The organism is Pontibacter sp. LHS2 (genome assembly GCF_058932845.1).
In genome coordinates, this window is record NZ_JBZYWG010000003.1 from 967,678 (window position 1) to 993,292 (window position 25,615).

30 protein-coding genes are annotated in these 25,615 nt (G+C 49.6%); 13 read left to right on the forward strand and 17 right to left on the reverse strand.

Annotation, left to right across the window (positions count from 1 at the left end; translation table 11 throughout):
* Positions 1 to 35: 35 nt before the first annotated feature.
* From AC5FX6_RS17680 to AC5FX6_RS17690, 3 genes are all read right to left on the reverse strand, one after another.
* Positions 36 to 326 carry a hypothetical protein gene (locus AC5FX6_RS17680; RefSeq protein WP_493598283.1) on the reverse strand — a complete coding sequence of 97 codons (291 nt, stop codon included), beginning with the start codon at positions 324 to 326 and terminating at the stop codon, positions 36 to 38.
* Positions 327 to 429: 103 nt separating this feature from the next.
* Positions 430 to 1,626, reverse strand: a complete 1,197-nt coding sequence (kbl, locus tag AC5FX6_RS17685) for a glycine C-acetyltransferase (protein ID WP_493598284.1) — start codon at positions 1,624 to 1,626, stop codon at positions 430 to 432.
* A gap of 66 nt (positions 1,627 to 1,692) precedes the next feature.
* Complete coding sequence (locus tag AC5FX6_RS17690; protein ID WP_493598285.1) at positions 1,693 to 3,063, reverse strand: hypothetical protein; 1,371 nt, start codon at positions 3,061 to 3,063, stop codon at positions 1,693 to 1,695.
* A 390-nt stretch (positions 3,064 to 3,453) separates the two neighbouring features.
* Between AC5FX6_RS17690 and AC5FX6_RS17695 the strand changes: the two genes are divergently transcribed.
* From AC5FX6_RS17695 to AC5FX6_RS17715, 5 genes are all read left to right on the forward strand, one after another.
* Positions 3,454 to 4,431, forward strand: a complete 978-nt coding sequence (locus AC5FX6_RS17695) for an NAD-dependent epimerase/dehydratase family protein (RefSeq protein WP_493598286.1) — start codon at positions 3,454 to 3,456, stop codon at positions 4,429 to 4,431.
* 274 nt (positions 4,432 to 4,705) lie between these two features.
* Positions 4,706 to 5,380 (forward strand): BT1926 family outer membrane beta-barrel protein, encoded by a 675-nt coding sequence (locus AC5FX6_RS17700; RefSeq protein ID WP_493598287.1) that lies wholly within the window; start codon positions 4,706 to 4,708, stop codon positions 5,378 to 5,380.
* A gap of 163 nt (positions 5,381 to 5,543) precedes the next feature.
* On the forward strand, positions 5,544 to 5,882 hold the full coding sequence (locus AC5FX6_RS17705) for a thioredoxin family protein (RefSeq protein ID WP_493598288.1): 339 nt from the start codon (positions 5,544 to 5,546) through the stop codon (positions 5,880 to 5,882).
* Positions 5,883 to 6,011: 129 nt separating this feature from the next.
* Positions 6,012 to 7,412, forward strand: coding sequence for a DUF4403 family protein (locus AC5FX6_RS17710; RefSeq protein WP_493598289.1), 1,401 nt, complete (start codon positions 6,012 to 6,014; stop codon positions 7,410 to 7,412).
* A 62-nt stretch (positions 7,413 to 7,474) separates the two neighbouring features.
* Positions 7,475 to 8,464: a YihY/virulence factor BrkB family protein gene (locus AC5FX6_RS17715; protein WP_493598290.1), complete on the forward strand. Its 990-nt coding sequence runs from the start codon at positions 7,475 to 7,477 to the stop codon at positions 8,462 to 8,464.
* 78 nt (positions 8,465 to 8,542) lie between these two features.
* Here AC5FX6_RS17715 and rlmN read toward each other — a convergent pair whose 3' ends face one another.
* Together rlmN and AC5FX6_RS17725 are read right to left on the reverse strand one after the other, a co-directional pair.
* On the reverse strand, positions 8,543 to 9,616 hold the full coding sequence (gene rlmN / locus AC5FX6_RS17720) for a dual-specificity RNA methyltransferase RlmN (RefSeq protein WP_493598291.1): 1,074 nt from the start codon (positions 9,614 to 9,616) through the stop codon (positions 8,543 to 8,545).
* Positions 9,617 to 9,637: 21 nt separating this feature from the next.
* Positions 9,638 to 10,066: a thioesterase family protein gene (locus tag AC5FX6_RS17725; protein ID WP_493598292.1), complete on the reverse strand. Its 429-nt coding sequence runs from the start codon at positions 10,064 to 10,066 to the stop codon at positions 9,638 to 9,640.
* 216 nt (positions 10,067 to 10,282) lie between these two features.
* Between AC5FX6_RS17725 and mnmC2 the strand changes: the two genes are divergently transcribed.
* From mnmC2 to AC5FX6_RS17745, 4 genes are all read left to right on the forward strand, one after another.
* Entirely contained in the window at positions 10,283 to 10,960 is a 678-nt protein-coding gene (mnmC2, locus tag AC5FX6_RS17730) for a tRNA (5-methylaminomethyl-2-thiouridine)(34)-methyltransferase MnmC2 (RefSeq protein ID WP_493598293.1), read from the forward strand.
* Between the two features lie 52 nt (positions 10,961 to 11,012).
* Positions 11,013 to 11,552 (forward strand): glutathione peroxidase, encoded by a 540-nt coding sequence (locus AC5FX6_RS17735; RefSeq protein ID WP_493598294.1) that lies wholly within the window; start codon positions 11,013 to 11,015, stop codon positions 11,550 to 11,552.
* A gap of 271 nt (positions 11,553 to 11,823) precedes the next feature.
* A complete protein-coding gene (locus AC5FX6_RS17740) occupies positions 11,824 to 12,129 on the forward strand; it encodes a hypothetical protein (protein ID WP_493598295.1) in 306 nt (101 codons plus the stop codon).
* A 180-nt stretch (positions 12,130 to 12,309) separates the two neighbouring features.
* Complete coding sequence (locus AC5FX6_RS17745; protein WP_493598296.1) at positions 12,310 to 13,398, forward strand: endonuclease/exonuclease/phosphatase family protein; 1,089 nt, start codon at positions 12,310 to 12,312, stop codon at positions 13,396 to 13,398.
* Here the strand turns inward: AC5FX6_RS17745 and AC5FX6_RS17750 are convergent.
* Positions 13,395 to 13,976, reverse strand: a complete 582-nt coding sequence (locus AC5FX6_RS17750; protein ID WP_493598297.1) for a 5-formyltetrahydrofolate cyclo-ligase — start codon at positions 13,974 to 13,976, stop codon at positions 13,395 to 13,397. The two genes, AC5FX6_RS17745 and AC5FX6_RS17750, sit on opposite strands and share 4 nt — an antisense overlap.
* Positions 13,976 to 15,553, reverse strand: a complete 1,578-nt coding sequence (gene bshC, locus AC5FX6_RS17755; protein WP_493598298.1) for a bacillithiol biosynthesis cysteine-adding enzyme BshC — start codon at positions 15,551 to 15,553, stop codon at positions 13,976 to 13,978. Before bshC ends, AC5FX6_RS17750 begins: the two co-directional genes overlap by 1 nt.
* A gap of 243 nt (positions 15,554 to 15,796) precedes the next feature.
* On the opposite strand from bshC, the gene AC5FX6_RS17760 reads away from it, so the two are divergent.
* On the forward strand, positions 15,797 to 16,177 hold the full coding sequence (locus AC5FX6_RS17760; protein WP_493598299.1) for a PH domain-containing protein: 381 nt from the start codon (positions 15,797 to 15,799) through the stop codon (positions 16,175 to 16,177).
* A 1-nt stretch (position 16,178) separates the two neighbouring features.
* Here the strand turns inward: AC5FX6_RS17760 and AC5FX6_RS17765 are convergent, their stop codons facing one another.
* The 10 genes from AC5FX6_RS17765 to AC5FX6_RS17810 all read right to left on the reverse strand — a co-directional run bounded on the left by AC5FX6_RS17765 (position 16,179) and on the right by AC5FX6_RS17810 (position 23,088).
* Positions 16,179 to 16,574, reverse strand: a complete 396-nt coding sequence (locus AC5FX6_RS17765) for a hypothetical protein (RefSeq protein WP_493598300.1) — start codon at positions 16,572 to 16,574, stop codon at positions 16,179 to 16,181.
* A gap of 197 nt (positions 16,575 to 16,771) precedes the next feature.
* A complete protein-coding gene (gene rimO, locus AC5FX6_RS17770; RefSeq protein ID WP_493598301.1) occupies positions 16,772 to 18,085 on the reverse strand; it encodes a 30S ribosomal protein S12 methylthiotransferase RimO in 1,314 nt (437 codons plus the stop codon).
* A 195-nt stretch (positions 18,086 to 18,280) separates the two neighbouring features.
* Complete coding sequence (locus tag AC5FX6_RS17775) at positions 18,281 to 18,697, reverse strand: hypothetical protein (RefSeq protein WP_493598302.1); 417 nt, start codon at positions 18,695 to 18,697, stop codon at positions 18,281 to 18,283.
* Between the two features lie 143 nt (positions 18,698 to 18,840).
* Positions 18,841 to 19,356 (reverse strand): carboxypeptidase regulatory-like domain-containing protein, encoded by a 516-nt coding sequence (locus AC5FX6_RS17780; protein WP_493598303.1) that lies wholly within the window; start codon positions 19,354 to 19,356, stop codon positions 18,841 to 18,843.
* An 18-nt stretch (positions 19,357 to 19,374) separates the two neighbouring features.
* A complete protein-coding gene (gene ftsY, locus AC5FX6_RS17785; protein WP_493598304.1) occupies positions 19,375 to 20,334 on the reverse strand; it encodes a signal recognition particle-docking protein FtsY in 960 nt (319 codons plus the stop codon).
* A gap of 114 nt (positions 20,335 to 20,448) precedes the next feature.
* Positions 20,449 to 20,601, reverse strand: coding sequence for a DUF4295 domain-containing protein (locus AC5FX6_RS17790; protein WP_101444291.1), 153 nt, complete (start codon positions 20,599 to 20,601; stop codon positions 20,449 to 20,451).
* A gap of 2 nt (positions 20,602 to 20,603) precedes the next feature.
* Complete coding sequence (gene rpmG / locus AC5FX6_RS17795) at positions 20,604 to 20,792, reverse strand: 50S ribosomal protein L33 (protein ID WP_007652246.1); 189 nt, start codon at positions 20,790 to 20,792, stop codon at positions 20,604 to 20,606.
* A gap of 133 nt (positions 20,793 to 20,925) precedes the next feature.
* Entirely contained in the window at positions 20,926 to 22,509 is a 1,584-nt protein-coding gene (locus AC5FX6_RS17800; RefSeq protein ID WP_493598305.1) for an aminopeptidase P family protein, read from the reverse strand.
* Between the two features lie 32 nt (positions 22,510 to 22,541).
* Complete coding sequence (rpmB, locus tag AC5FX6_RS17805) at positions 22,542 to 22,781, reverse strand: 50S ribosomal protein L28 (protein WP_007652245.1); 240 nt, start codon at positions 22,779 to 22,781, stop codon at positions 22,542 to 22,544.
* 133 nt (positions 22,782 to 22,914) lie between these two features.
* Positions 22,915 to 23,088 carry a C1orf53 family protein gene (locus AC5FX6_RS17810; protein WP_234986289.1) on the reverse strand — a complete coding sequence of 58 codons (174 nt, stop codon included), beginning with the start codon at positions 23,086 to 23,088 and terminating at the stop codon, positions 22,915 to 22,917.
* Positions 23,089 to 23,231: 143 nt separating this feature from the next.
* Between AC5FX6_RS17810 and AC5FX6_RS17815 the strand changes: the two genes are divergently transcribed.
* From AC5FX6_RS17815 to AC5FX6_RS17825, 3 genes are all read left to right on the forward strand, one after another.
* Entirely contained in the window at positions 23,232 to 23,534 is a 303-nt protein-coding gene (locus AC5FX6_RS17815; RefSeq protein ID WP_493598306.1) for a hypothetical protein, read from the forward strand.
* A gap of 148 nt (positions 23,535 to 23,682) precedes the next feature.
* On the forward strand, positions 23,683 to 24,924 hold the full coding sequence (gene rocD / locus AC5FX6_RS17820; RefSeq protein WP_493598307.1) for an ornithine--oxo-acid transaminase: 1,242 nt from the start codon (positions 23,683 to 23,685) through the stop codon (positions 24,922 to 24,924).
* Between the two features lie 124 nt (positions 24,925 to 25,048).
* Complete coding sequence (locus AC5FX6_RS17825) at positions 25,049 to 25,306, forward strand: putative signal transducing protein (RefSeq protein ID WP_493598308.1); 258 nt, start codon at positions 25,049 to 25,051, stop codon at positions 25,304 to 25,306.
* The last annotated feature ends 309 nt before the right edge of the window (positions 25,307 to 25,615 follow it).

The window sequence follows — 25,615 nt, forward strand, 5'->3', positions numbered from 1 at the left end:
GAGAGAGATTGATGTTGAGGAAATAGGGACCCAGCTTACCCGAAAATAATCTGGCTTACAAACCAAGCCAAATAAGCCAGTGCCGGGGCACAAAGCAGCAGTACCATACCCAGATTGACACGCACCCATTGTGGGTTGAGCATCATGCTCAGGTAAGCCTCTGCTGAAAGTAAAATAGAGAAGTAAAATGTGATTTGCAGCAGCGTACCCGTCAGGTTTGCCTCACCCCGTATACCTGCCGTGGCATAGGCCAGAAATGAAATCACCAACCAGGCCAGCACGGTGCCGAGCAGCAACTGACCAGCCTTAATTTTAACGTTATTCATAGGTATAGCAGGTATGTGGATCCAGATAATGACAAGGTAATAAAAAAAACAGCCACTCCCCCAATGGAAGCGGCTGTTTCTATACCTCGATAGATTTGCAATCTTACTTGATTACACCCAGTTCGCGGCCAACCTCTTTGAAGGCTTCAATACACTTGTCCAGATGCACACGATCGTGCACGGCAGACAGCTGCACACGGATGCGGGCCTGTCCTTTTGGAACAACCGGATAGTAGAAACCAATTACGTAGATACCCTTATCGAGCATACGGGCCGCAAACTCCTGCGCAAGTGGCGCATCGTAAAGCATCACGGGCACAATCGGGTGGTCACCTGGTTTGATATCGAAACCAGCGGCTGTGATCTGCTCACGGAAGTACTTGGTGTTCCACTCCAGCTTATCGCGAAGCTCAGTAGTAGAGCTCAGCAAGTCAAGCACAGCGATAGACGCGCCTACAATAGACGGGGCCAGTGAGTTGGAGAACAGGTATGGGCGGGAACGCTGACGCAGCATGTCGATGATTTCTTTCTTGCCTGACGTAAAACCACCCATGGCGCCACCAAGGGCTTTGCCCAGCGTACCGGTAATGATGTCGATCTGGCCCATTACGTTGTGGTACTCGTGCGTACCGCGACCGGTCTTGCCCATGAAGCCAGAGCTGTGGCACTCGTCTATCATGATCAGGGCCTTATACTTGTCAGCCAACGCCACGATCTTGTCGAGTTGCGCTACGGTACCGTCCATGGAGAAGGCACCGTCGGTTACGATGATGCGGTGTTTGGTACCGGCATTCGTCGCTTCCTGTAATTTGGCCTCCAGGTCTTCCATGTTGTTGTGCTCGTAGCGGAAACGCTGGGCTTTGCACAGACGGATGCCGTCGATGATCGAAGCATGGTTCAGCGCATCAGATATGATCGCAGACTCAGCGTCGAACAAGGGCTCGAACACGCCACCATTCGCGTCAAAAGCCGCTGCGTATAGGATCGTGTCTTCAGTGCCTAAGAACTCAGAGATTTTGCGCTCCAGCTCTTTGTGAATATCCTGCGTGCCGCAGATGAAGCGCACGGAGCTCATGCCATAACCGTGGGTGTCAATGGCGTGTTTGGCGGCCTCGATCACTTTCGGGTGAGCCGACAGGCCCAGGTAGTTGTTGGCACAGAAGTTCAGTACATGCTGCATCTGCGTGGTATCGATATCAGCTCCCTGCGGAGTAGTGATGATACGCTCCTGCTTATACAAACCAGCTTCCTTGATCTCGGCAAGCTGTTTTTCCAAATCTGGTTTTAAGGTTTCGTACATGGGTTATCTTCTTTAGGCTGTTACTTGATTTATGTTGTTTGCTCAGGTTATAGCACCTGACTCTAATTACTCTTCTATTTTAGGTGGAGGACGCCGCATGATCGGTCGTGGGCATGGTGGCTTCGGTCTTTCCGATTGACCTTCAGGTATAGGAGGCACCTCAGGTTTTGCTTCCTCAGGCTTATCCACTGCTGGCAGGCTATCCTCTTGCTGGTCTTCTGCTCTCGTCTCTGGTTCAGCCGTTACTGGCGGTGTCGGTCGTTTGATGATCGGTCGCGGACGAGGCGGCTTAGCTGGCGGCGCAGCATCAGGCTCGGCTTCCGGTTTGTTTTCGGCCAACTTGTCCACTGGCTGTTCAGCTGTATTATCAGGTGTAGCAGGCGTTCCTGCTAGAGGTGTCTGACCTGATGATTTAACTTCTGAAGATACATCTGTACCAGGGTCAGGTATAACAACGCCACTCTCGGCACTTTTTGCCTCTTCTGGTTTCGCTTCCGGAGCTGCTGCTTTGCTCAAAGCAGCCGGACGCTTGATGACAGGCCGTGGCCTGGGTGGCTTCGGAGCACCTTCGGCTGGCTGAGCCGGGTTTTCTATACCTGTTGGCACCACTTCTTCAGCAGTTGGCTGGTCTTCTGTACCTGAAATCGACTGCTGTTGCTCCGCAGGTTTTTGCAAGGCTGCCGGCCTTTTGATAACCGGTCTTGGACGCGCTGGCTTTGGCGCTTCTGCGGCTGCCTCGCCTGCTGGTGCTATACCTTCGGTTGGCTTTTCCGGAGTAGCCTGCTCCTCCCCTTGAGGAGACTTCTGCAGCGCGGCAGGCCGCTTCATCACGGGTCTTGGTCGAGCTGGCTTAGCAGGTTCAGTTGATGCCTCTGAAGTAGCGGTCTGCTCAGGTATAGCAGTGGTTTTCTGCTCTTCGCTAACTGGCTGTTCCTCTGATTTCGCAAGAGCCGCCGGACGCTTGATCACTGGTCTTGCTCGTGGTACCGCTGGTTTAGCAGTTTCTTCTGCTGGTTTATCTGCTGCTTTGGCTTCCTCTCCTTCTACTGGGGGTTTCAAGGCAGCAGGTCGGCGTACTACAGGTCTTGGTTTAGCCGCTACAGCAGGTATAACTGGCTTTTCCTCAATTGTTTCCTGTGGAACATCGGGTGTGGCAGGTATAGCGGCAGGGCTTTCGGCTTCAAGCTTGGGAGCAGGAGCTGCGGCGCGGCGGGCAGCTGGCCGTGGCGCTGCTGTGGTAGCTGGCTTGGGCACATCTTCCTCCCGCAAGTGGTAGCGCAGCCGCACGTTATTGAGCAACATTTTCACGGCCACATAAAAGCTGTTGGGATGCATCTGCGCATACATGCTTTCCCAAGCCTGGTACCGGGCCGGGTCTTCAGCCGCAAAGGCTTCCTTGTTTATCCGCTTTTTAACGAGGTACTCTTCAAACGTCATAGTGCGCTGACCGTGTGCTATACCTGCAAAGGTACGGAAACAGGCCTGAATCGTGTTTTATATTCGCTCAATTGGCCAACTGTGCTACCTGCAGCGGCCTTTTGCTCAACAAATATAAGAAAATCACACTCCTGAAACAGGCTGGCATTATTTCTATTTTACTATTGCGTTACTTAATCATTAAATCTGCCAGCGGCTATTTCAGTACCCGATTAGCCGCTATACCTTTGGTTCGTGGTGAAAATAATATTAGGTTAAGATTAATTTAGTGAGCAAGAAGCGCTTGCCTTTGGCAGGCGTTTTCTATTTCAGGCCCCTTGGGATTCTTGCGCTTATACTTTCAGTATTGCCCTGAAATCGGTTACTTTGTGCAACTAATTTAATCTGACTATGGCAAACACAAGTGACACGGTATTGGTGATTGGCGCCTGCGGACAACTTGGCTCTGAACTCACCCTGGAGCTCCGCAACATGTACGGCGGGTCTAATGTAGTGGCAGCCGACATTGCGGCCCCCAAACAGGCTGACCTCCGCGACTCAGGCCCATTTGAGAAGGTGGATGTGCTGGACACACAAGTACTGGCTGACTTAGCTTCTAAATATAAATTCAAACAGATCTACCACCTGGCAGCGGTGCTGTCGGCCACCGGCGAAAAGAACCCAAAGTTTGCCTGGAAGCTGAACATGGAGGGTCTGTTCAATGTGCTGGACCTGTCGCTGGAGCATAAAGTGCAGAAGGTATACTGGCCAAGCTCTATTGCTGTTTTCGGCCCGAACACCCCGCGTCAGAACACACAGCAGCACACCATCATGGACCCGAACACAGTCTACGGTGTGAGCAAGCAAGCCGGCGAGCGCTGGTGCGAATACTATTTTCAGAAGTACGGTCTGGATGTGCGCAGCCTCCGCTACCCCGGCCTTATCGGCTACAAAGCGTTGCCAGGCGGCGGCACTACCGACTACGCTGTGGACATATACCACAAAGCTCTGGAAGGCGAGACGTACGAATGCTTCCTGAGTGAGGACACGTACCTGCCGATGATGTACATGCCGGATGCGCTGAAATCCACGTTGGACCTGATGCACGCACCGGCTGAGCAAGTAAAGATCCGCGACTCTTACAACCTGAGCGCGATGAGCTTCTCACCAAAGGAGATCACTGAATCTATTCGCAAGTTTATACCTGACTTCAAAATCACCTACAAGCCTGATTACCGTCAGCAGATTGCCGACTCATGGCCGCAGAGCATCGACGACAGCGCCGCCCAGCAGGATTGGGGCTGGAAACCGGCTTATGACCTCGACGCTATGACGGAGGACATGCTGCTCAATCTGAAGAAGATGAAAGAAGAGCAGACACTAGCTTAATTTAAAAGTAGTAAACAAAAGACTTTCAGATACAGGACCCCTGTAGTGTTGAAGCTATTACAGCATTCTACCTGAATGTTTCAATTTGCAAAATAAAGAAGGGGTGGTGCGAAAGCATCACCCCTTCTTTATTTTGCACACAATTAGCTCATCACCAGTTATTTAAAATAAAGCACGTTGATTCAAAACAATTTTTAATCATACTTATACCTTAAACTATTCAATGTGGCACAGTATTTGGTTTTGACTATATATACTTAACCAAATCATCCATATGAAACTAAAACTACTAGTCCTCTCCTGCTGCCTGGCTGCAGCTTTCTCAGCACAAGCGCAGACCTCAGAGGTGGCTCAAACTGAAAACAAAACCTACAAACCAACAGCTGGTGACATTACTACTGAAGTAGCTGTCAACCTCGAACATGGTATATCCTTAAACAGAGGAGGAATCAGAGTGCGAAAGTTTGTAGCTGCAGACAAAGCTTACCGACTCGGAGCTCAGGCGAACTATGTGTACAATAAGATAGATGACGAGGCGTATCAAACCTCTTTTGGTATTACGGTCGCGCCAGGTATAGAAAAGCATTTTGCGGGCACCAACAGGTTGTCGCCTTACATCGGAGCGGAGTTACCAATCGGCTATAGTGGTTCTAAATCTGAGGATGTGCAACGAATTACAAAAGGAGCATGGGCATCAAGCAATTATAATTCATGCCATAGAGCAAACTACAACGTCGGGTTAAATGCCTTGGCTGGGGTAGACTATTATATCGCTCCCCGCTTCTACGCAGGTTTCGAACTGGGTGCAGGAATCCGGTACAGCAAGGAGAAGGACGTGACAACTACCTACAAAAATGATTACATGTCTGATGAGGAGAATAAAGGTTATCACAGCATCAGTTTCTCCCCTTTCTCTACTGGAGGAATCCGCCTTGGATTTGTATTTTAATAAATATTAAAGATTAGCTACACTTATACAATCAGCCGCCAGCATCTTGTTGGCGGCTGTTTTCTTATTCAGCAGTTAACCTATATTTTGCACAAAACGTCTATAAGTTACAGAAGTACTGTCGCAAGGCTACAACAGGTATGCGACCCCAAAACACTAAATCATGACTGTAACTGATATAAATGACGACAAGCTACGCAAGCTGATATTTGAGAAAGAAAGAGTAATCGTAAAATTCACTGACCCGGCATGCCCGGTATGCAAACAGCTTTCTCCTACTTTTCGCAAGTTCTCTTCTGAACCGCAATACCGCAACATTACGTTTGCGCGCATGAGTGCCAGTGAAAACCCAGTATCCAGTCAGGAGGTCAAGCTCACGGGTACGCCATTTTTTGCGTCTTACCTAAAAGGAACAATTCAGGAGTGCGGCATTGTTGACACCGAAGAAGGCATTCGCGCTATGCTGACCCGACTTCTGCAGCCTGCTAGTCAGGAAACCTGAAAAAGAACCTCAGAGTGAGTAAGGTCAACAGCCAAATGTCGTAATATTGCGCCATAATTTAGAAGGCTATACCGCGTGTTCCGACTCACTACCCTACAACTTGTATTTATATTGTTTGTACTCAGCAGCTTGCTTGCATTTCAGGCATGCTCCAGTACGGCACGTCTGAACGCCACAGCCCCGCCAGCTACCGTGGCGCATGCGCCTGCCTATCAGCCGAAGCTTTCTTCCATCAGCATACCTGTTTCCATTCCGTTGGCGGCCATCGAAGACAAGCTTAACCAGGAAATACAGGGCGCTCTTTACAAAGACGACAACTTAGACGATGACAACCTGATGGTGACCGTGCTCAAGAAGGGCCGTATGACCATCCGTGCCGAAAAGGATAAGCTCTACTTCAGTGTGCCGCTGCAGATATACGCCAAAGGCCGCTGGCAGTGGGAACCCTGCAAGGCCTGCCCTTCTTTCAGCAAGACTGAAGCCACTACTTTTGACATGGTCGTGCGCACCGAGAGCCGCTTTGGCCTCACCGACGATTACAAAGTCAACACGATCACCAGTAGTAATTTTGAGTGGGGCGATACCAAACCGTACATTACTCTAGGTCCACTTAAGATCGGATTGGCTCGCTTCATAGAGCCAGCCATGAAGCAACAAATGAACACGATCGCCCGCCAGCTGGACAAAGAAATACAAAGTCGCCTGAACCTGCGCCAGTATGTGGCTGACACCTGGGTACAATTACAGCAGCCTGTGAAGCTGGACGACAACCTCAATGCCTGGCTCACGGTCAGCCCACAGGAAGTGCGCATGGCGCCGCTTTACGCTCAGAACGGCAGCTTGCATACACGTCTCGGCATCAGCTCATTCATACAGGTGAGCACCGACGGCAAGCCACAAACAAAGGTAAATAAGAACCTGCCCCGCCTGATCATCGACAGCAGAATGAGCGACGACATCCAGATCGGGTTGACCGCTACCGTGCCTTACACCCATGCCAGCAGCCTGATGCAGCAGCAGGTAGCCAATCAAACTTATACCTTTGACGATGGCAAAAGCCAGCTGACCGTAAAGGATGCCGCTATAACCCCAAGCGGTGAACAGCTAATCCTGATGCTGGACGTGGACGGCAAAACCAAGGCAGGCCTCTTTACCAAGAAGCTGGTAGGCAAGCTATACCTGCGCGGCACCCCCTATTACGATCCGCAGACTGCTTCCATCAAATTGCGCGACGTAGACTATGACTTCGACACCAAAGACCTACTACTGAACACAGCCAGTTGGCTGGCCAAGAACAAATTCAAGGAGATGATTCAAAGCCAGGTGAACATACCGGTGCAAAGCCAATTGACAGACGTGCGTAATATGCTGCAGCACACACTGAATCAATCAGGTCGTCTGCACGAATCCGTGCTGCTGCGTGGGGCCGTCAGTGAACTGGCGCTTGAAAACATTTACCTGAGCCCAACAGGTATACAGGCTGTCATTAATGCACGCGGCAGCATGACCGCCACCATCGATAAGCTCTAGCATTTCCAACCTAACATTTAAGGCTGTCGTATCAAAAAGTTATTCTGATACAGACAAGCAATATGGTAAAATCTATAACGAGTAATGTATTCCCTCTTTTAAAAAACACCTTCAACGGGTTCCTGGACAATAGTTCTCTACTATTGGCTGCAGCGCTAGCTTTCAATGCCATTTTTTCCATTCCTCCCTTGCTGGTTATCATCATACAGGCAGCCGGATTCTTTTTTGGAGAGAAGGCCGTGTCAGGAGAGCTTTCAGGCCAGATTTCAGAAGCCATTGGTCCCAGTGCAGCTGAATCCATTGAAACCATTGTACAGAATGCGCATGTGAGCGAAGGAGGCGGCATTGCCTTCTGGATAGGTATAGGCACCTTGATCTTTGCCTCTACCACGTTTTTCGCTACCCTGCAGGAGTCACTGAACCGGGTATGGAACGTGAAACCCAAGCCGACAAACGGTATCGTGAAGATGCTGAAAGTGCGTCTGTTCTCATTTGGCATCGTGTTGAGCATTGCCCTGCTTATGCTGGTTTCACTTCTGCTTAGTGCGGTTATCTCTATCATGAGCGATTACCTCCGCGAAATCTTTGACAATTACCTCTCGTTTGTGTCGCCAGATGTCCTATATTACACCATTAAGGCACTCGACTTCATCCTTTCCGTTGCGATTATTACAGCCCTGTTCTCACTTATCTTTAAATACCTCCCGGATGCATTTATCAAGTGGCGGGATGTATGGGTGGGCGCTTTGATCACGGCTTTACTATTCACGATCGGCAAATTTATGATCAGCTGGTTCATTAGTACCAGTGATCCGGGCTCTGCCTACGGAGCGGCTGGCTCTATTATCGTGATACTGGTTTGGATCTACTATACGTCGCTTATCGTGCTGTTTGGGGCTGAATTCACACAGCAGTATGCCTGTGAGTTTGGCCAGGAAATAAGGCCGAAGGAACACGCCGTGTTATTCAGAGAACAGGAAGTGACCAATAACCCGCACGATATTTCCAGCGGCAGACCAAGGCCCGAGGGCAGGTTCAACAAAGCTGGTTAATATAAACCCAGGTATAGAAAAAGGCCCCTGCTACAGGTATAGCAGGGGCCTTTTTCTATTAAGTATAAGAAGCCTGTATTAGGCTGGCTGTTTCTCTTTCACGGCAAGCTGGCCGCATGCGGCGTCTATGTCTTTGCCTCGGCTGCGGCGCACATTTACCTGCACACCACGGTCGGCGAGGTAGTAAATGAAGTTCTGCCAACGCTCTTCATCCGTGTTCTTATAGTCTGCATTCTCAATCGGGTTATACTCGATCAGGTTGATTTTGCAAGGTATCACTTTAGAGAAACGGTACAGTTCTTCGGCATCCTGCAGGGTGTCGTTGAAGTTCTGGAACACGATGTACTCGTAAGTCACTTTGCGACCTGTCACCTCATGAAAGTGCTTCAAGGCATCAGTCAGCGCTTCGATTGAATTCGTTTCGTTGATCGGCATGATCTGGTTGCGCTTCTCATCGTTGGCAGCATGCAGCGAAAGTGCCAGATTGGCTTTCACACCATCATCAGCCATCTTCTTGATCATCTTGGCTATACCTGCCGTGCTCACCGTAATGCGGCGTGCAGCCATGCCCAGGCCATCGTGCGCTGTAATGCGCTCAATGCTCTTCATCACATTCGCATAGTTGAGCATCGGCTCCCCCATACCCATGTACACGATGTTGGAAAGCGGCTGACCATACTGCTGCAAGCTCTGCTCGTTGATGCGCACTACCTGATCGTAGATCTCAGCGGCATCGAGGTTGCGCACACGGTCCATGTAACCAGTCGCGCAAAACTTACAGGTGAGGGAGCAACCTACCTGGCTACTCACACAGGCTGTTTTGCGTTCCTCATGCGGTATAAGTACCCCTTCCACGATGTTGTTGTCGTGCAGTTTGAAAGCAGATTTAATGGTACCGTCGTTGCTGATCTGCTTCGTAGCCACCTGCACCGCATTAATAGCAAAGTGCTGGTCCAGCTTTTCGCGCAGGGCCAGGCTCACGTTATTCATCTCCTCAAACGACTGCGCCGAGTGCTTCCAGATCCACTCATAGACCTGCTTGGCACGAAACGCTTTCTCGCCCTGCTCCACTAGCCATGCCTTTAAGTCGTCGAGTGACAGCTTACGGATGTCTTTTTTATTTAAAATGGGTATATCTGCAATCAAATTCATACCACAAAATTACAAAAATACTTAGGCTTTAGTTTCAATCCGGGCTTTTACTTCATCGGGCAGGGCCACTAATTTTCGTTCCTGGTAGTTAAAGCAGAGCATACCGGTCTTAGCACGGGCCACTTCCTTGCCGTTTTGGTTGAGCACGTGGTAGGTGATATCGAATCCGTACTTGTGCACATCGTCAAAGGCCAGTCGCAGCGTCAGTACATCGCCGTAGAAGCCTTCGCCCTTGTACTCAATAGCCACGTCTGCCATGATAAGGCTGGCGCCACCCAGGTTCAGCTCAGTATAGCCGAAGTGATTGAGCAATTGCAGGCGTGCCTCATGCAGGATGGAAAGCAATGCGTCGTTGCCGAGGTGGGCGCCGTAATTAAGGTCAGTGATGCGTACAGGTATAGTCGCCTCGAAGGAGACGTGGTCAGGTATAGCTACTTTAATGCGGGGCATATTGGATTGTTAGTTGTTGATGGCTGATTATTCCTTTCCGTCATATTTGGCAATGTTTGAACAGATATAGCGTCGATGTCAGGTATAGCATCTAGCGGCTCCTATCACCAGTAAGCATTCTTCACTTGTCTTTACTCATTAATAATCGCGCATTCCTCATTATTTCTTGCAGACAGGCCAAAGCATTGCTTACATTTGTAAAGTAAATAAATAATCATGCATCTCGAAATCAGGCAGACCAAAGACGGCTCCAACACCCTGTTCGTGCCCGAGTTGAACGAGCACTATCACTCGGTGCATGGTGCTTTGCAGGAGTCGCAGCATGTCTTTATTAAGCACGGCCTGGAGCATGTGCTCAATCTTCGGAAAGACATAAAGATTCTGGAGGTAGGGTTCGGTACCGGCCTCAATGCCATTCTCACCTATCCCTTTGCGTTGGCTCAGAAGGCCTTCATTCAATACGATACATTGGAGAAGTTCCCGCTCACTATGGAAGTAGTGGAGCAGCTGCAATTCGAAAAGTTTATTCTGAACCCAGAGCTGCACGATGTGTTCCTGGACCTGCACCAGGCCCCCTGGAATGAGCCGGTAGATGTGATCCCATACTTCACATTACAAAAGATTCATGAAACCCTGGAGGAATTCGTAGCGCCACGTGCCTACTACGATCTGATCTATTTCGATGCGTTTGCTCCCGAAAAGCAGCCTGAGCTGTGGTCCGACCAGATGTTTGCCAAGCTGTACCAGGCTACCCGCCCCGGCGGATCGCTGGTTACTTATTGCGCCAAGGGGTCTTTCAAACGCAGCCTGAAAGCAGCCGGCTATGAAGTAGAGGCACTTCCTGGCCCTCCAGGTAAGCGTGAAATGACACGCGGCACCCGACCTGTTGAATAAAACCTTTTGGGCTAATTTCGGTTGAGGTATAGCATATACTTAAAACGAAACCATGAGCACATCTCGGAACAATAGCGAATTCTATCACCTATCGGCCACTTCTTTGCAGGGCAAGGAAGTCAGCATGGAAGATTTTAAAGGGAAGGTCGTGCTGGTCGTGAACACGGCTAGCCATTGCGGTTTCACACCTCAGTACGAAGGCCTCGAAAACCTTTACAAAAAATACAAGGAGGAAGGATTGGTCGTGTTGGGGTTCCCTTGCAACCAGTTCGGCAACCAGGAGCCGGGCGGAAAGGAAGAGATTGAGCAAGGCTGTTTGATCAATTACGGTGTTAGCTTTCCGATGATGGAGAAAGTAGACGTGAACGGCAGCAATGCGCACCCGGTGTTTCAGTACCTGAAATCAGAGTTGGGTGGACTGCTGGGCAGCCGTGTGAAGTGGAACTTCACCAAATTCCTGATCGATGCTGACGGAAAGCCAGTAAAACGCTACGCCCCGATCACCAAACCCGAGAAGATAACACCGGATATAGAGCGTCTGCTGCAAAAGACTGAAGTCACACCTGACAAAGTGGAGCAAGCTAACAAATAGCATATCAACAAGTTACACACTTTATTAATCTAGACCATTATACAAGCCAGCAAGGTATACAGAACTCAAAGTATACCTTTGTTTTATACTAAGCTGCTTATACTTAGCCCTCCACAGCAAAGTTTTATCTTAACAAAGTATAAAACAGCTACTTGCATTCTTCTTTCCCTAATTTTTTTTCAGGCTCTGCTTCAAAAATTGTTTTATTTCTGGAATTAAGTCTTATTTTGCATTGTCTTAGAGCAATGAAAGCAAATCAACAGGAAGCAAAATGAAGAAATTATTACAGAAAGTGGTGAAGCCTTTTCAGGCGAAATACGAAGTAGTATGCACGACTTACCAGGTAATCCCTGGATTGCCAGTTAACAAGAACGAATCAAGACACCAGTTTGAGCGCGGCGCTGTAGTAGAGGCCCGTGAATTCTATTCTAAAGTGGTGAGCTCTGATATGACCCGCACCATGGCACCTGTTGAAGTGCAGCTGCGCAAGATTTACCTGGGTGGCAAAACGATTGAGCAGGCTGAATTTGGTCCGGTAGCTCAGCTCCGCCAGGCAACAAATGGCAAAAAGAAATAAGGCTTTCTCAGAGAGCTAAACAAAAAGCCCCGTGCACACCAGCATGGGGCTTTTTGTTTATACCTGCTTTCTGAACCACAGCCCTCCCCAACATCTAACGGATGCTTGCGTAATACTGCCAAACAACTATATAGAAAAATGCACCCTGCCTAAGCAGGCACTGCTAACCGTCCCGAATCTATGAAAAACGCTACAGTGATAGTGCTGAGAACTGTGGCTACCATACTCATCATAGCGACTTTTATGCCGCTACTGTCTTATAAGGCATGGTATATCCGCATCTTTGATTTTCCCAGAGCTCAGATATTCGTTCTGGCTGGCCTGACAATGCTTTTCTTCCTGGGTATGCGTCTGTGGCGATTCGGCATAGACAGGGTCCTGCTGCTGGGCCTGGTCGCCTCCCTGGTCTTTGAGGCTGTGAACATTTACCCCTATACCTTTATTTCACCTGTTGAGGTGAAACAAGCGCCTGCTGATGCCCCCCTGGATGGGCAGCTGAGCGTCATGGTATCCAATGTATACCAGAACAATGTAGAGCACCAACTGCTGATTGACTTGATCCAGGAGCGCGACCCGGACATCCTGCTCACACTGGAGACAGATACGATCTGGCAGGAAGCGCTGCGCCCCGCCACCGACTCCTACCCTGAACGTGTCGAGATCCCCCTGTCGAATACCTATGGCATGCACCTATACAGCAAGCTGCCCTTGCGCCAGACAAGAGTCAGGCACTTGCTTGACGACGAGGTGCCATCTATCAAAACCTATGTGCAATTGCGAAATGGGGTTTGGGTGGAACTGTACGCTGTTCATCCAAAACCTCCCGTGCCTACAGAAGATGATGACTCCAAGAAGCGTGACGCGGAGATTGTGATAGTTGGCAAGGAGGTAAAGAAGTCTGATTACCCTGTGATTGTGGCAGGAGACTTTAACGATGTGGCATGGTCGCACACGACCACTTTGTTTCAGGAAGTAAGCGGCCTGTTAGACCCACGCATCGGCCGGGGGTTCTACAATACATTTCATGCACAATACAAGGTACTGCGCTGGCCTCTGGATCACATTTTCCATTCCAATCACTTCAAGCTGGTGAAGTTGGAACGCCTGCCGCACATTAACTCCGATCACTTCCCGATACTGGCGATACTAAGCTTTCATCCTGGGAACAAGTTTGAGCAGGAAGAGCCGCAGCCCGATGAAGACACAGAAGAAGAAGCCGCCGAAACCATAGAGGAGGGTAAAGAAGAGGCTCAGGAAGAGGATGATTAACGCAGGGTTTCCGGCCACACGCCTTCTGGCGTAATAGCAAAATCGAGCGGCACGTCGTACTTATTGGGGTCGGCGATCCGCTCCACAGGCGGCTCCAGCGATAGACCGATCTTCACCACATCAGGGCGGCACTCGGCCAGAAAGCGATCGTAGAAGCCCTTGCCATACCCTACCCGGTGGCCATGCTTGTCAAAAGCCAATAAAGGAATCAGCACCACGTCTACTTCATGGGCATGGATAATCTGAGCGTCCTGGGGCTCCGGTATACCCCAGGCATTTTCTACCAGTACAGACTCTTCCGTAAGCTGATGATGAGAAAGCGTATGCTGTTCGGCATCTGTTACAGGTACTACTACCCGCACCTCAGGGCACTCCAGCCGCAACCGCTCAATGATGGGCCAAGTGTTCACCTCGTTGTTTTTGATAATCGGCAGGAACACGTGCACGGTTTGCCCCGCCTGGAGCGGGAAGTGCTGGAAAAACAGATCGGCTATACGCTGACTCCGCACAGCAACCTCGTCGATGGACAGGGCACGGCGCCGTTGCAGCATGGTTTTGCGCAGCTCAGCTTTTAGCATTATTCTTCTTCCAGTATTGTGAACTTGAATTCCAACGGATCAAAAGCCTCTACCAGCGCAGTGATAAAGTTCGGGTGGTTGGTCTGGTAAGAGAGCAGGTTATCCTGGCGCTCCTGCAGGCTGCCATTCGGAAACAGCTTATCCTTCAGGTTCTCAAGTTGTTTGAAAGTTTGCTCGTGTTTGCTGTCTCGGGCTTTGGAAAGTTTCTTCTCCAGCATTTGCAATGAATTGTGCGCTTTCTGCTGTTCAGCCGCCACAGCCCTTACCAACGTCGGGTCAATGCCTTCGGCCAGTGCTTCTACTTGTTTGAATGCTTTGGCTACAGCCTCACGCTGCGTTTCCAGGTTAATCTCTTCTTCATGCAGCTGCGATGACAGTTTCTTCTTCAGCTCCTGATAATCCTGGAACAAGTCGATCGGTTCAAGCCCCAGCTTGTGCATACGGTTGGCGTTCGGCTTGCTGATGTAGAGGGCCGAGTTTCGCAGCATGATGATCGGAAAGGTTACCTGATGTGCTTCAAACACTTTACAAAGCTGAAACCAGTACGCGACCTCTGCCCCACCGCCAATGTAAGCCAGGTTGGGCAGCACCATCTCTTCATAAAGCGGACGCAAGATCACATTCGGGCTAAAGCGCTCCGGATGCTGCTTTGCCTCCTCTAATATCTCCTGTTCAGTGAAACTCGTGTCAGTGTTGAGCACCTTATACCTGTCGCCTTCCTGCACGATGCGCTCGCGCATGCCGTCCTGCAGGTAAAACAGGTTGATCTCGCGCGAAAACACCTGCGGTTTGTAGCCTAGCTGCTCCAATTGCGCGTTTGTTTCTTCCACCAGCTTATTCGATAGCTGCTCGGTCAGCTCCTTCTCTACTACAGGTATAAGCGCTTTCTTAAGCTCTTTGTGATCGCCGTCAATGCTCACCAAACCATACTCCCCAAACAGCGCATGGGTGATAGCAAGGGTTGCTTCGGCCAGTGTCTTGCTGTTACGGTAAGCGTCTTCAAAAATCGGGAAAGCCTCTGGCAACTCTTCCAGCACTTTGTCAAGTCCGGTTGTTGCAAAGCGACCCACGGCACCCGTCTGCTCCGACTCCCAGGTATAGCGCTTGCCGAACAGGTTGAAGTGGTTGATCTCAGCGAAGTCATGGTCTTCGGTGGCCATCCAGTATACCGGCACGAAGTTATAATCCGGGTAAGCGGCCTGCAACTGGCGACAGGTGTTGATCGCCGTGACGATCTTATACACAAAGTAGAGTGGTCCGGTAAAAATGTTAAGCTGGTGCCCTGTAGTGACGGTATAGGTGTTGGGCTGCTGCAACAGCTCCAGGTTTTGCTGTACAGCTGGGTGGATATCTGCTAAAGCACCATACTGCTCCTGCAAGGCCTGATACAAGGTATGGCGCTGCGTTTCTGTGAACTGCTTCTCCTTGATCTGGTCGCCAAAGGCCTCCAATGTCGGGAACCGGTGATAGAAAGCCTGCAGCTTTTCGCTCTGTGACAGGTAATCGGCTATCGTTTGGGAGAAAGCCCCTGTGGCGGCATATTCTACCTTGGTGATCTTCATATCAGTAACTTCCATCTAATTCTTTTTATGGCCCAGCACTACGAGGCTATACCTGCACGGTATAACAAAGCGCCTCTACCTATGTTGCGCCACAAAGTACGTGTTTTTTATTTTCGATATATAGCTGATACGATAGAAAACAGGTATAGGCGGACGGAATCTAAATTTGTATCCTTCCCGCCTATGGGATGGCCCGAAAAACGACAGCACACAAACTAAGCGCATAAAGTCCGTATACCTAGCTTAAAAGCTCACACTATGGGATTACTAAATGGATTGCTGGGCCATGCTTCGGCTGTGCCTGTTGAAAAACTCACGAAAGAATTTCAGCCCATCCTGCTCGCTGATGAGCAGATCGAAAAGGCATTTCGCCTGATCCGGGATATGCTTGTGTTCACCAATAAGCGTCTGATCGTGGTCAACAAGCAAGGACTCACCGGCTCAAAGATTGAGTACCAGAGCGTGCCGTACAGCAGCATCAAAATGTTTTCGAAGGAAAGCGCCGGTATGATGGACTTCGATGCCGAGCTGAAGATCTGGCTGACAGGCGAGACTAATCCTACCATCAAGCAGGAGTTTAGGAAAGGGGATAATGTGAACGAAGCCTATCAGGTACTAAGCAAATACGTGCTAAAGTAGACTACAACGAGTTTAGCCAGCCCTCCGCGTTTTCGGTCGTTTCAAATCCATTCGCAATTCCATCCCGCACCATATGGATGGCTCTGTCAGTGGAGAGGCGACTAAAGTAGTCTTGCGAATAAACAGCGGCATGGTATCGTAAACCAGCCTGCTCGGCACGTGGGTGCCAGTCAAAGGCTAGCCAATCAGTCAGCTCTACCCAAAGGCCCTTTACATCGTAGTGGTTGTCGAGCAACTTATGGCAGCGTTCTTTCTGCAGGAAAAACAGAATCTGCTCATAGCCCTGTTTGATGACCTTGTTGGTAAAGGCGCCATGCCAGGTAGCCGCGATATAATCTTCCACCGCATTGTACTCAAGCGTAAGGGAATCAGTAGTGAGTAATTTGATGTGCCGCATATAGGTTGGAAAAGATTTGCAGCGTCTGAAACTGCTCCTTGAACTATATTCTGGTTTCTGAATACCATAATACATAATTCCGAACTATAAACAAAAAAGGAAATTCCCTGTAGGCCGTAGCACGCAAGGAATTTCCTTTGATTATGTTTATTCTCAGCCTCGAGTATTAAATGCCCGATCTTTGACTTTTATCTAATTTATAGCACTACCTCACCGTACAGGTCGAAGTCGGAGGCATCCGTGATCTTCACGTTGGCAAAGTCTCCCAGACGTACATACTGGCTATCGGCTGGCACAAGCACTTCGTTGTCCACCTCCGGTGAGTCGTACTGGGTACGGCCTACGAAGTAGCCACTTTCTTTGCGGTCGAAGAGCACTTTGTAAGTCTTGCCTACTTTCTCTTCGTTCAGCTCTACTGATATACCTTGCTGTAGCTCCATGATAGCATCGGCACGCTCCTGCTTTACCTCGTCCGGCACGTTGTCCTCCAGGGTATGGGAGTGGGTGTTTTCTTCGTGTGAGTAGGTAAAGATGCCCAAGCGCTCAAAGCGGGTTTTCTCTACCCAGTCATACAACTCCTGGAAGTCCTGATCTGTCTCTCCCGGGTGCCCTGCTATCAGTGTGGTGCGCAAGGCAATGTCCGGTACACGCTGGCGGATCTGGTCTACCAGCTCAATGGTGCGGCGCTTGCTGATGCCACGGCGCATGGTCTTGAGCATGTTATCGGAGATGTGCTGCAGCGGCATATCCAGGTACTTGCAGATGTTCTCGCGCTCGTTCATCACGTCAAACACCTCCATCGGGAACTGCGACGGGTAAGCGTACTGCATACGGATCCAGTCTATACCTTCCACATCGGACAGGTTGCGGAGCAGGTCAGCCAGCTTGCGCTCACCGTAGTGCTGCAGGCCGTAGTAAGTCAAATCCTGCGCAATCAGCACCAGTTCTTTGGTGCCCATGCTAGCCAGTCGCTTCGCCTCTTTTACAAGGTCTTCGATCGGACGGTCCACGTGCTTGCCGCGCATCAAAGGGATAGCGCAGAAAGAACAAGGGCGGTTGCAGCCTTCGGCTATCTTAAAGTAAGCGAAGTGTGAAGGCGTCGTGATGAGTCGTTCGCCGATCAGCTCGTGCTTGTAATCAGCGTCCAGCTTTTTGAGAAGCTGTGGCATCTCCAGCGTACCGAAATAGGCATCCACCTGTGGAATCTCCTGCTCCAGCGAGTCCTTGTAGCGCTGCGACAGACAGCCTGTTACGTACAGCTTGTCGATCTGCCCCATTTCTTTGGCCTCGGCGTAGCGCAGAATGGTATCGATAGACTCCTGCTTGGCATTGTCAATAAAGCCGCAGGTGTTCACGATGATGATATTTGAATCGTCCTTCTCAGACTCGTGCGCCACGTCAAACTCGTTTGCACGCAGCTGTCCCATCAGCACTTCCGAATCCACCAGGTTTTTAGAACAACCCAGTGTGATCACGTTTACCTTGTCTTTCTTTAAACTTCTTACTTTCACTTATCTATGTATTAGCGCGATAATTCCCAATTACTCAAAACCATTGCAGTGGCGCATTAGTTCGATTGGGCAAATGAACTGCAAAAGTACAACATGTTTAGGTAATAAAAGAACAGCCTGCTGCAAAGCGGGCTGTTCTTTCATACTATTGGCTTATAGCACGTGGCGGGATAGAACTTCTATCGTAGTAGACACTTACTTTTCGGGCGTTAGTGCCTGATAAAACCATTTCCTGGCAGCGGACTCGCTTTTCATTATCTCAATTTCGATCGGCAGGTTGTAACTGGTTATCAGCAATTTGATTACCTGGTAGAGGTTTGAGTCCCAGAGATAGTCGGAAGACTCCAGAATAGCTATATTCTGGAGCGAAGTGCCGGGAATGTTGAGGATAAAATAGTTGATGATCTCTTCGGTCAGCACGCCGCCTGAGGGCTTACCAGACGCCACGATCAGGTTGGCTACATGCTTCTCATGTATGGTGTCAAATAGCTTAGCGATGGTCTCAAAAAACTGAACCGATTCCACACTCAGCTCATCCGACCACTTCACGCTTAAGATGTTCGGTACAGCTTCGTATACCATCTCCATCATGTTGTCTTCGCTTTTATGCATTACAAACGTCCATATGAAACGAAGATCTTAACAGTGCCTGTCAGCAAGCATGCAAGGCCGCCTACTTTATTGGGTAAAAAAGTAAAATGCATCAGGAGCTTTGTTCCGTAAAGGAGGAACAACTAAGCTTAGGCCACATTTGTTTAATAAAATGCGTTGTAGTTAACCAGAAACTCCACGGTAGTTACCTCGCCTTCTTGTACCTCTACCGGAAAGATGTTCATGTCGCCGTCAAGAAGGTTGGCATACAGGCCGTCTTCCTCTTTTGTGAAGAGGCTATACCTGCCAGGCTCCAGACGAACCGCAAAATTGCCGCTGGCGTCTGTTTTTACCTGGGTTATAAGTTTGGTTTGTATGGCGGTGTGGAAAACACCGTCTTTGGATGTGGTTTGTGAACTGTTGGTCAGCTCGTAAATGTACACGGTACGCTCCACGCCGCGGCGACCGCTGCTGGTCGGGGCATCCGGGGAAGGCATTTGATTGCCTGCCTCCCAGAATATCTGCCCCTGTATACCTTGCTTGATCTGCATCTGCTGGCCTGTTTGCATTTTCAGTTCCTGCTGCGGTTCCCGGGCTTCGCTCTCCTGCCCTGACGTACCTTGGGTACCGTTACAAACGGTCAGCAAAAGCGACAGCCCTATCAACAGCAACTTTCCCATACAGCCAACAGCAAAAATCTATTTGCGGGAGAAGAACGACTCTACGAACTGGTTCTTATCGAACAACTGCAGGTCCTCTATCTTCTCGCCTACCCCGATGTACTTCACCGGAATCTTAAACTCATCCGATATACCGATCACCACACCGCCTTTGGCCGTACCGTCCAATTTGGTGATAGCCAGTGCGGTTACGTCGGTGGCTTTGGTGAACTCACGCGCCTGAAGCAGAGCGTTCTGGCCTGTACTGCCGTCGAGCACCAGCAACACCTCATGTGGAGTGTCTGCTGTGATCTTCTGCATCACACGCTTGATCTTCGACAGCTCATTCATCAGGCCCACTTTGTTGTGCAGTCGGCCCGCCGTGTCGATGATTACGACGTCAGCGCCAATGTCCACCCCTTTCTTTACGGCATCATAGGCCACAGAGGCTGGATCTGTATTCATGCCATGTGAAATAACCGGCACGCCTACACGCTCACCCCAGATGATCAGCTGATCAACGGCAGCGGCACGGAAGGTATCGGCGGCACCCAGCACGACTTTCTTGCCAGCTTTGTGGAATTGCGAGGCCAGTTTGCCAATGGTGGTGGTCTTACCCACACCATTCACACCTACGACCATGATCACGTAAGGCTTTATACCTGCTGGCAGTTCGAAGTTGGCGCCGTCACCGGCACGGTTCTCCTCGAGCAAGGCGGCAATCTCTTCACGCAGGATTCTATCGAGCTCGCTTGTGCTCACGTATTTGTCGCGAGCCACACGCTTCTCAATGCGGTCGATGATCTTCACCGTCGTCTCTACTCCTACGTCCGCATGCACCAGGATTTCCTCCAGTTCGTCGAGCACCTCCACGTCTACCGTGGATTTACCAACGACTGCTTTGCTCAGTTGTCCGAAAAAGCTGGTTTTGGTTTTCTCTAGACCTTTGTCGAGCGATTCTTTCTTCTCTTCTTTGCTGAAAAAGTCAAAAATTCCCATTTGCGTGTTTTGTAGGGTGAGACTATCTCGGTGTGATACGGTAATATACTAAAAAAGTCCCGGTAAAGGGACTTCTTCATGTATTCTATCTATGTATAAGTAGAGTAGGCTTGATTACTTCTTCAGGAAGTCCTGTACTTTGTCAACAGGCACCATCTCTTCTTTAAAGCTGTAAGCACCAGTTTTTGGAGACTTAACGGCTTTGATCACTTTTGCCCAATCTTTACCTGTAGCGGTTTTTAGGGTTGCAACTACCTTCTTAGCCATGGTTATTTAATTTCTTTATGTACAGTTACTTTTTTCAACACAGGGTTATACTTCTTAAGCTCTAAACGCTCAGCCGTATTCTTTCTGTTTTTGGTAGTGATGTACCTTGAAGTTCCAGGCATGCCAGTCGCTTTATGCTCTGTGCACTCCATAATTACCTGGATTCTATTACCTTTTGCTTTTTTAGCCATCTCAACAGTAAATTTTTATTTAGGACTGCAAATATACAAGCTTAAATCTCTAATTACAAACAAAGTATAAATTTTTCTGCAGAAGCTTTTTAACTGCGCTCTCTGTCGCTTTTATACTCCGTTTAAAATGCCTCTAATCGAGCACTGGAAGCTTGAAACCGTCCAATGCACTCGGTTGGGCCATTGTTTTCTCAATTTCCTCTACTGTGCGGGGCGCCTGCTTCGACAGGTTTTCCCAGCCTTTGTCCGTGATCAGGATATCATCTTCGATGCGTACGCCGATGCCCCACCACTTCTTGTCACATGGGCTTCCTTCGGGTATGTAAATGCCCGGCTCTACCGTGATTACCGTGTTGGCCTGGAAAGGGCCGAAGCTGCCGCGGTCATGCACGTCGAGGCCCAGGTAGTGCGAAGTGCCGTGCGGAAAATAGCGCTGCACGTCTTCCTGTTTCTTGATAATGCCCAGCTTCACCAGCCCGTCTGCTATCACGGCTTCAGCAGCCTGGTGCGGTGCGTTGAAAGCGTTACCTACCTTGCACTGCTGAAATCCCGCCTCCTGCGCTTTGAGCACCAGTTCGTAAATGTCACGCTGCTCTTTTGTGAATTTGCCGTTGGCAGGTATAGTGCGTGTTACGTCGGCGGTATAGCCCAGGTACTCAGCGCCTACATCCATTAGCACCAGTTCGCTGCCAGGTATAGCAGGCTTGGCACTAGAAGTATAATGCAGCACACAACCATTGTTGCCAGCTCCTACTATACTTGGATAGCCGACATGCTGCGCACCGTATTTCTTGAACACGAACTCGTGTATACCCTGCACCTCCATTTCGGACATGCCCGGCTTCATGGCCTTCATTACCTCAATCTGCCCGATAGCCGACATACTTGCCGCTTTGCGAAGCAAGTTGAGTTCAGCTTCGGTTTTCACTTCGCGCATGGCATCCAGCGCCTGATCGAGTGTAAAAGCGTCGAGTTTCTGTTTAGGTATAGCCGCCACAGCTTTGGTGCGAGCACGCATGTCTTTCGCCTGCAGATAGCCTTGCAATGCCTGATCTGCTTTCAGATTTGGCTCTTGCTGCATGGCTTCCTGAATGTAGGCTACTACTCCTTCGGACTGCGCCAGTCCATGTTCCCGCACAATGCCATACAGCATGCTGCGTGTCGCACTGAAATTGGTCGGGTATTTTACCTTCGTCTTGAACTGGCTGAGCAGACTATACAGATCAGCTTCATCCGCTGCGTCGTCGCGCACATCGTGTGGCAGGCTTTTGATCAGGATCTGTTGCAGGTTGGAGGTATCAAGCTTGAAGGAAGCGAAATCGGTATTTGCCAGTGTCGCTATACCTAACTCATTTGCCGCTCCTTCTACGCCTTGCCTTTTGCCATTCCACAGTTCATGCGTTTCATCGCTGGGCTGCACAAACAGGACTTCCTGCACCTGCTTACCATTTACGTTCTGCGGACTTTGGAAAAGCAACAGCACGGCGTTCGGCTCCTTGTACCCGGTCAGGTAGTAGAAGTCCGGGTCAGGATGGTAGTAGTAGTCCACGTCGTTGGCGCGGTTGCGCACGGGACTGGCAAAAAGAACGGCAACGGAGCGAGGGGGCAGCTGTTGCCGCAACACCTCTCTCCGTTGCCGGTGAAACTCTTTATCTAAAGTATCAGATGGCTTTCCCGAGCCTGCATGCGGTTGCGCTACTGCCGTAAAAGACAGCAAGCATAACAGTACACACAGCCGGAAGGCTGCCATTAGTACATAATGAAGCCTTGCTCTACTGCTTTCTTCAGAACGGCAGAAATACCGTTTTTGTTGATTGTTCTCAATGCTGAAGTAGAAACTTTAAGGGTTACCCAAGCATCTTCTTCAGGGATGTAGAAACGCTTCTTCTGAAGGTTCGGATAGAACTTACGCTTTGTCTTATTGTTAGCGTGAGAAACGTTATTTCCTACTTGTACTCTCTTTCCGGTTAAATCGCAAACTCGTGCCATCTTGTATTTTCTTCTAAATTATTTCAATAGGGGTGCAAATATCTGCAAAAAGATACAGAAATTCAAAAGCATAGCAGATATTTTTAACAAAACACGCTGCAAGACAACCACAAAGGCTTTTTAACAGCACTTCTTATACCTTGTCTTCGCCTTTCAGGCCCGTTTCTTTCTTCTTTTTGGTGAAGCCGTAAGGGCAGTTCCGGCAGGCATTCTTGCAGCAATAGCCTCGTTTGAGCAGGTACTTGGCCGTCAGCACCATCAGTCCTCGCTCAAAATAAAAGTCCTCGCCTTCTTTCAGATCGCTCACGCTATACTCCTTATAAAGCGACAAATATCGGCATTTCAGGTACGTTTACCAAATAGCCGCTCCATTATACCTTATAGCGGCAGGGCATTTCGTTCTAACTAAGATGGCCGTGTCTCCATGTGTAACCCTTACCCTGCAAGCCTATGCCCCGTTTCCAAAATTTAACCGAAGCCGTGAGTGCCATGCGCGCTAGGGGCTTTGTCAACACATTCAGCATTCAGCATAAGCGGGTTTACTGCTCTGAGCAGAGTTGCGAGCTCTCCCCCAACCAGCTCACCTTGCTCGAGCGCCATATCGTGCCATCGCCCACCTCACAAAGCGGGCAGGAAGAGGTATACGGTTTCAGGACAGACAGCAATCTGCTTGGCATCATGACAGATATCTATGCTGAGTACGATCCCGAGGAGTTTCACTCCATTTTCAGACAGTGCCGCCAGAGGACATAAGCTCCTTTTCCAGCTAAAGGTATAAGTCAGGCTGTTTTTGCTATATTTACAACCTATATACAGAATCCCGTAAATATAGGTGCGGCACTACAGCGTATGGCGTAGCGCTGCCCAATAGACCGGAAACAGCTTTTTTAACACATAAACTATGAGCACGCTATCCATCACCTCCAGCCAGCAGGCTATCGAAACCGAAGAAAAATACGGCGCCCACAACTACCACCCGCTGCCTGTGGTATTGAACAAAGGCGAAGGCGTATACCTGTGGGACGTGGAGGGCAAACGCTATTATGACTTCCTGTCGGCCTACAGCGCCGTCAACCAGGGCCACTGCCATCCGCGCATCATCAATGCCCTGATCGAGCAGGCCCAACAACTCACGCTGACTTCCCGTGCCTTCTACAACGACAAGCTAGGTTTAGCCGAGAAGTATATCTGCGAGCTGTTCGGATACGACAAATCGCTTTACATGAACTCCGGTGCCGAGGCCGTGGAGACTGCCATCAAATTGGCCCGCAAATGGGCTTACCTGAAGAAAGGTATTGCCCCGCATAATGCCGAGATCATTGTGGTGGAGCGCAACTTCCACGGTCGCACGACAGGCATCATCTCCTTCTCTACTGACCCGGATTCCACCAAAGGCTTCGGTCCGTACATGCCAGGCTTCAAAGTGATTCCTTACAACGACCTGGAGGCACTGGAAACAGCACTGAAAGAAAACCCGAACGTGTGCGGTTTCCTGGTGGAGCCAATTCAGGGCGAAGCAGGTGTAGTCGTACCGCAAGACGGGTATATGGCCAAGGCGCATGCACTCTGCAAAGAGTACAATGTGCTGCTGATGGCTGACGAGATCCAGACAGGTATAGCACGTACCGGCAAGCTGCTCGCCAGCTATTACGACGATGTAAAAGCCGACATCCTGATTCTGGGCAAGGCCCTTTCGGGTGGTGTAATGCCGGTATCTTGCGTACTGGCCAACGACGACATCATGCTATGCATCCAGCCGGGTGAGCACGGGTCTACTTTCGGCGGCAACCCATTGGCGGCTGCGGTGGCCATTGCCGCTTTGGAGGTGATCAAAGAAGAAAACTTAATAGAGAACGCCTACAAGCTGGGTGAAGTGTTCCGTGACCGCATGGATAAGCTGAAAGCCAAGCGTCCGGAAGTGGTAACGCTGGTAAGAGGTCGTGGCCTGCTCAACGCCATCGTGATCGAGCCTTCAGCTGACGGCCGCACCGCCTGGGATGTGTGCGTGGAGTTGAAGGAAAACGGCCTGCTTGCCAAGCCAACCCACGGCGACATCATTCGTTTCGCTCCGCCTTTGGTAATGACCGAAGATCAACTGCACGAGTGCTGTGATATCATTGAGCGGGTGATCATGAATTTCTAAGTCAGGTATACCTGAACCAAAGTAGAAGGGCGGAGCTATAGCGGCTCCGCCTTTTTTTATCCACTCCCGGCATGTTAGTCTGCCTTAAATTCGCTAGCTTTAGAATAGCAACAGCTTTAAAAATATGACGCAACCAGGACAATCAAAACCCATCGTTATCTTCTCCGGCGACTTCCACCGGGCAGCGGTTATCAAGAACATGCTCGAGAATCATGGCATTTATGTGTTTATGCAGAATGAGCACATGGGCAGCATCGCGCCCTTTCAGGTGGCTTCGGGTGGTATGAATCCGGTGCGGCTTGTGATCTCTGGTCATGATGAAGAGGAGGCGAAGAAGATTTTGGAGGGGTTTGATGAAGCTGGTATCGACAACGAAAACTAATAGATTAGACTTATGAAAAAACCGGTTAGAATAGCTTCCATCCTGGTTGCGCTAGTTATAGTGTTTATCGCAGGAGAACAGGTAGGAACAAGTATTGGAGAGTTAATTTATAATTTAACCCACTAATCCATGATAAAAGCTGGGGCCCTATACCTGTCTTCCAAAGCACATGGCATGATCAGTGCTGGGAATTATGGCGGGAGTCATTGTATACTTATAAAGCTAAACCATTAAAAATTCATTATGAAAAAATATCTACACCTTCTATAAAACAGGTATATGATACTTTTCCTCTTTGCTCTTTTTGCA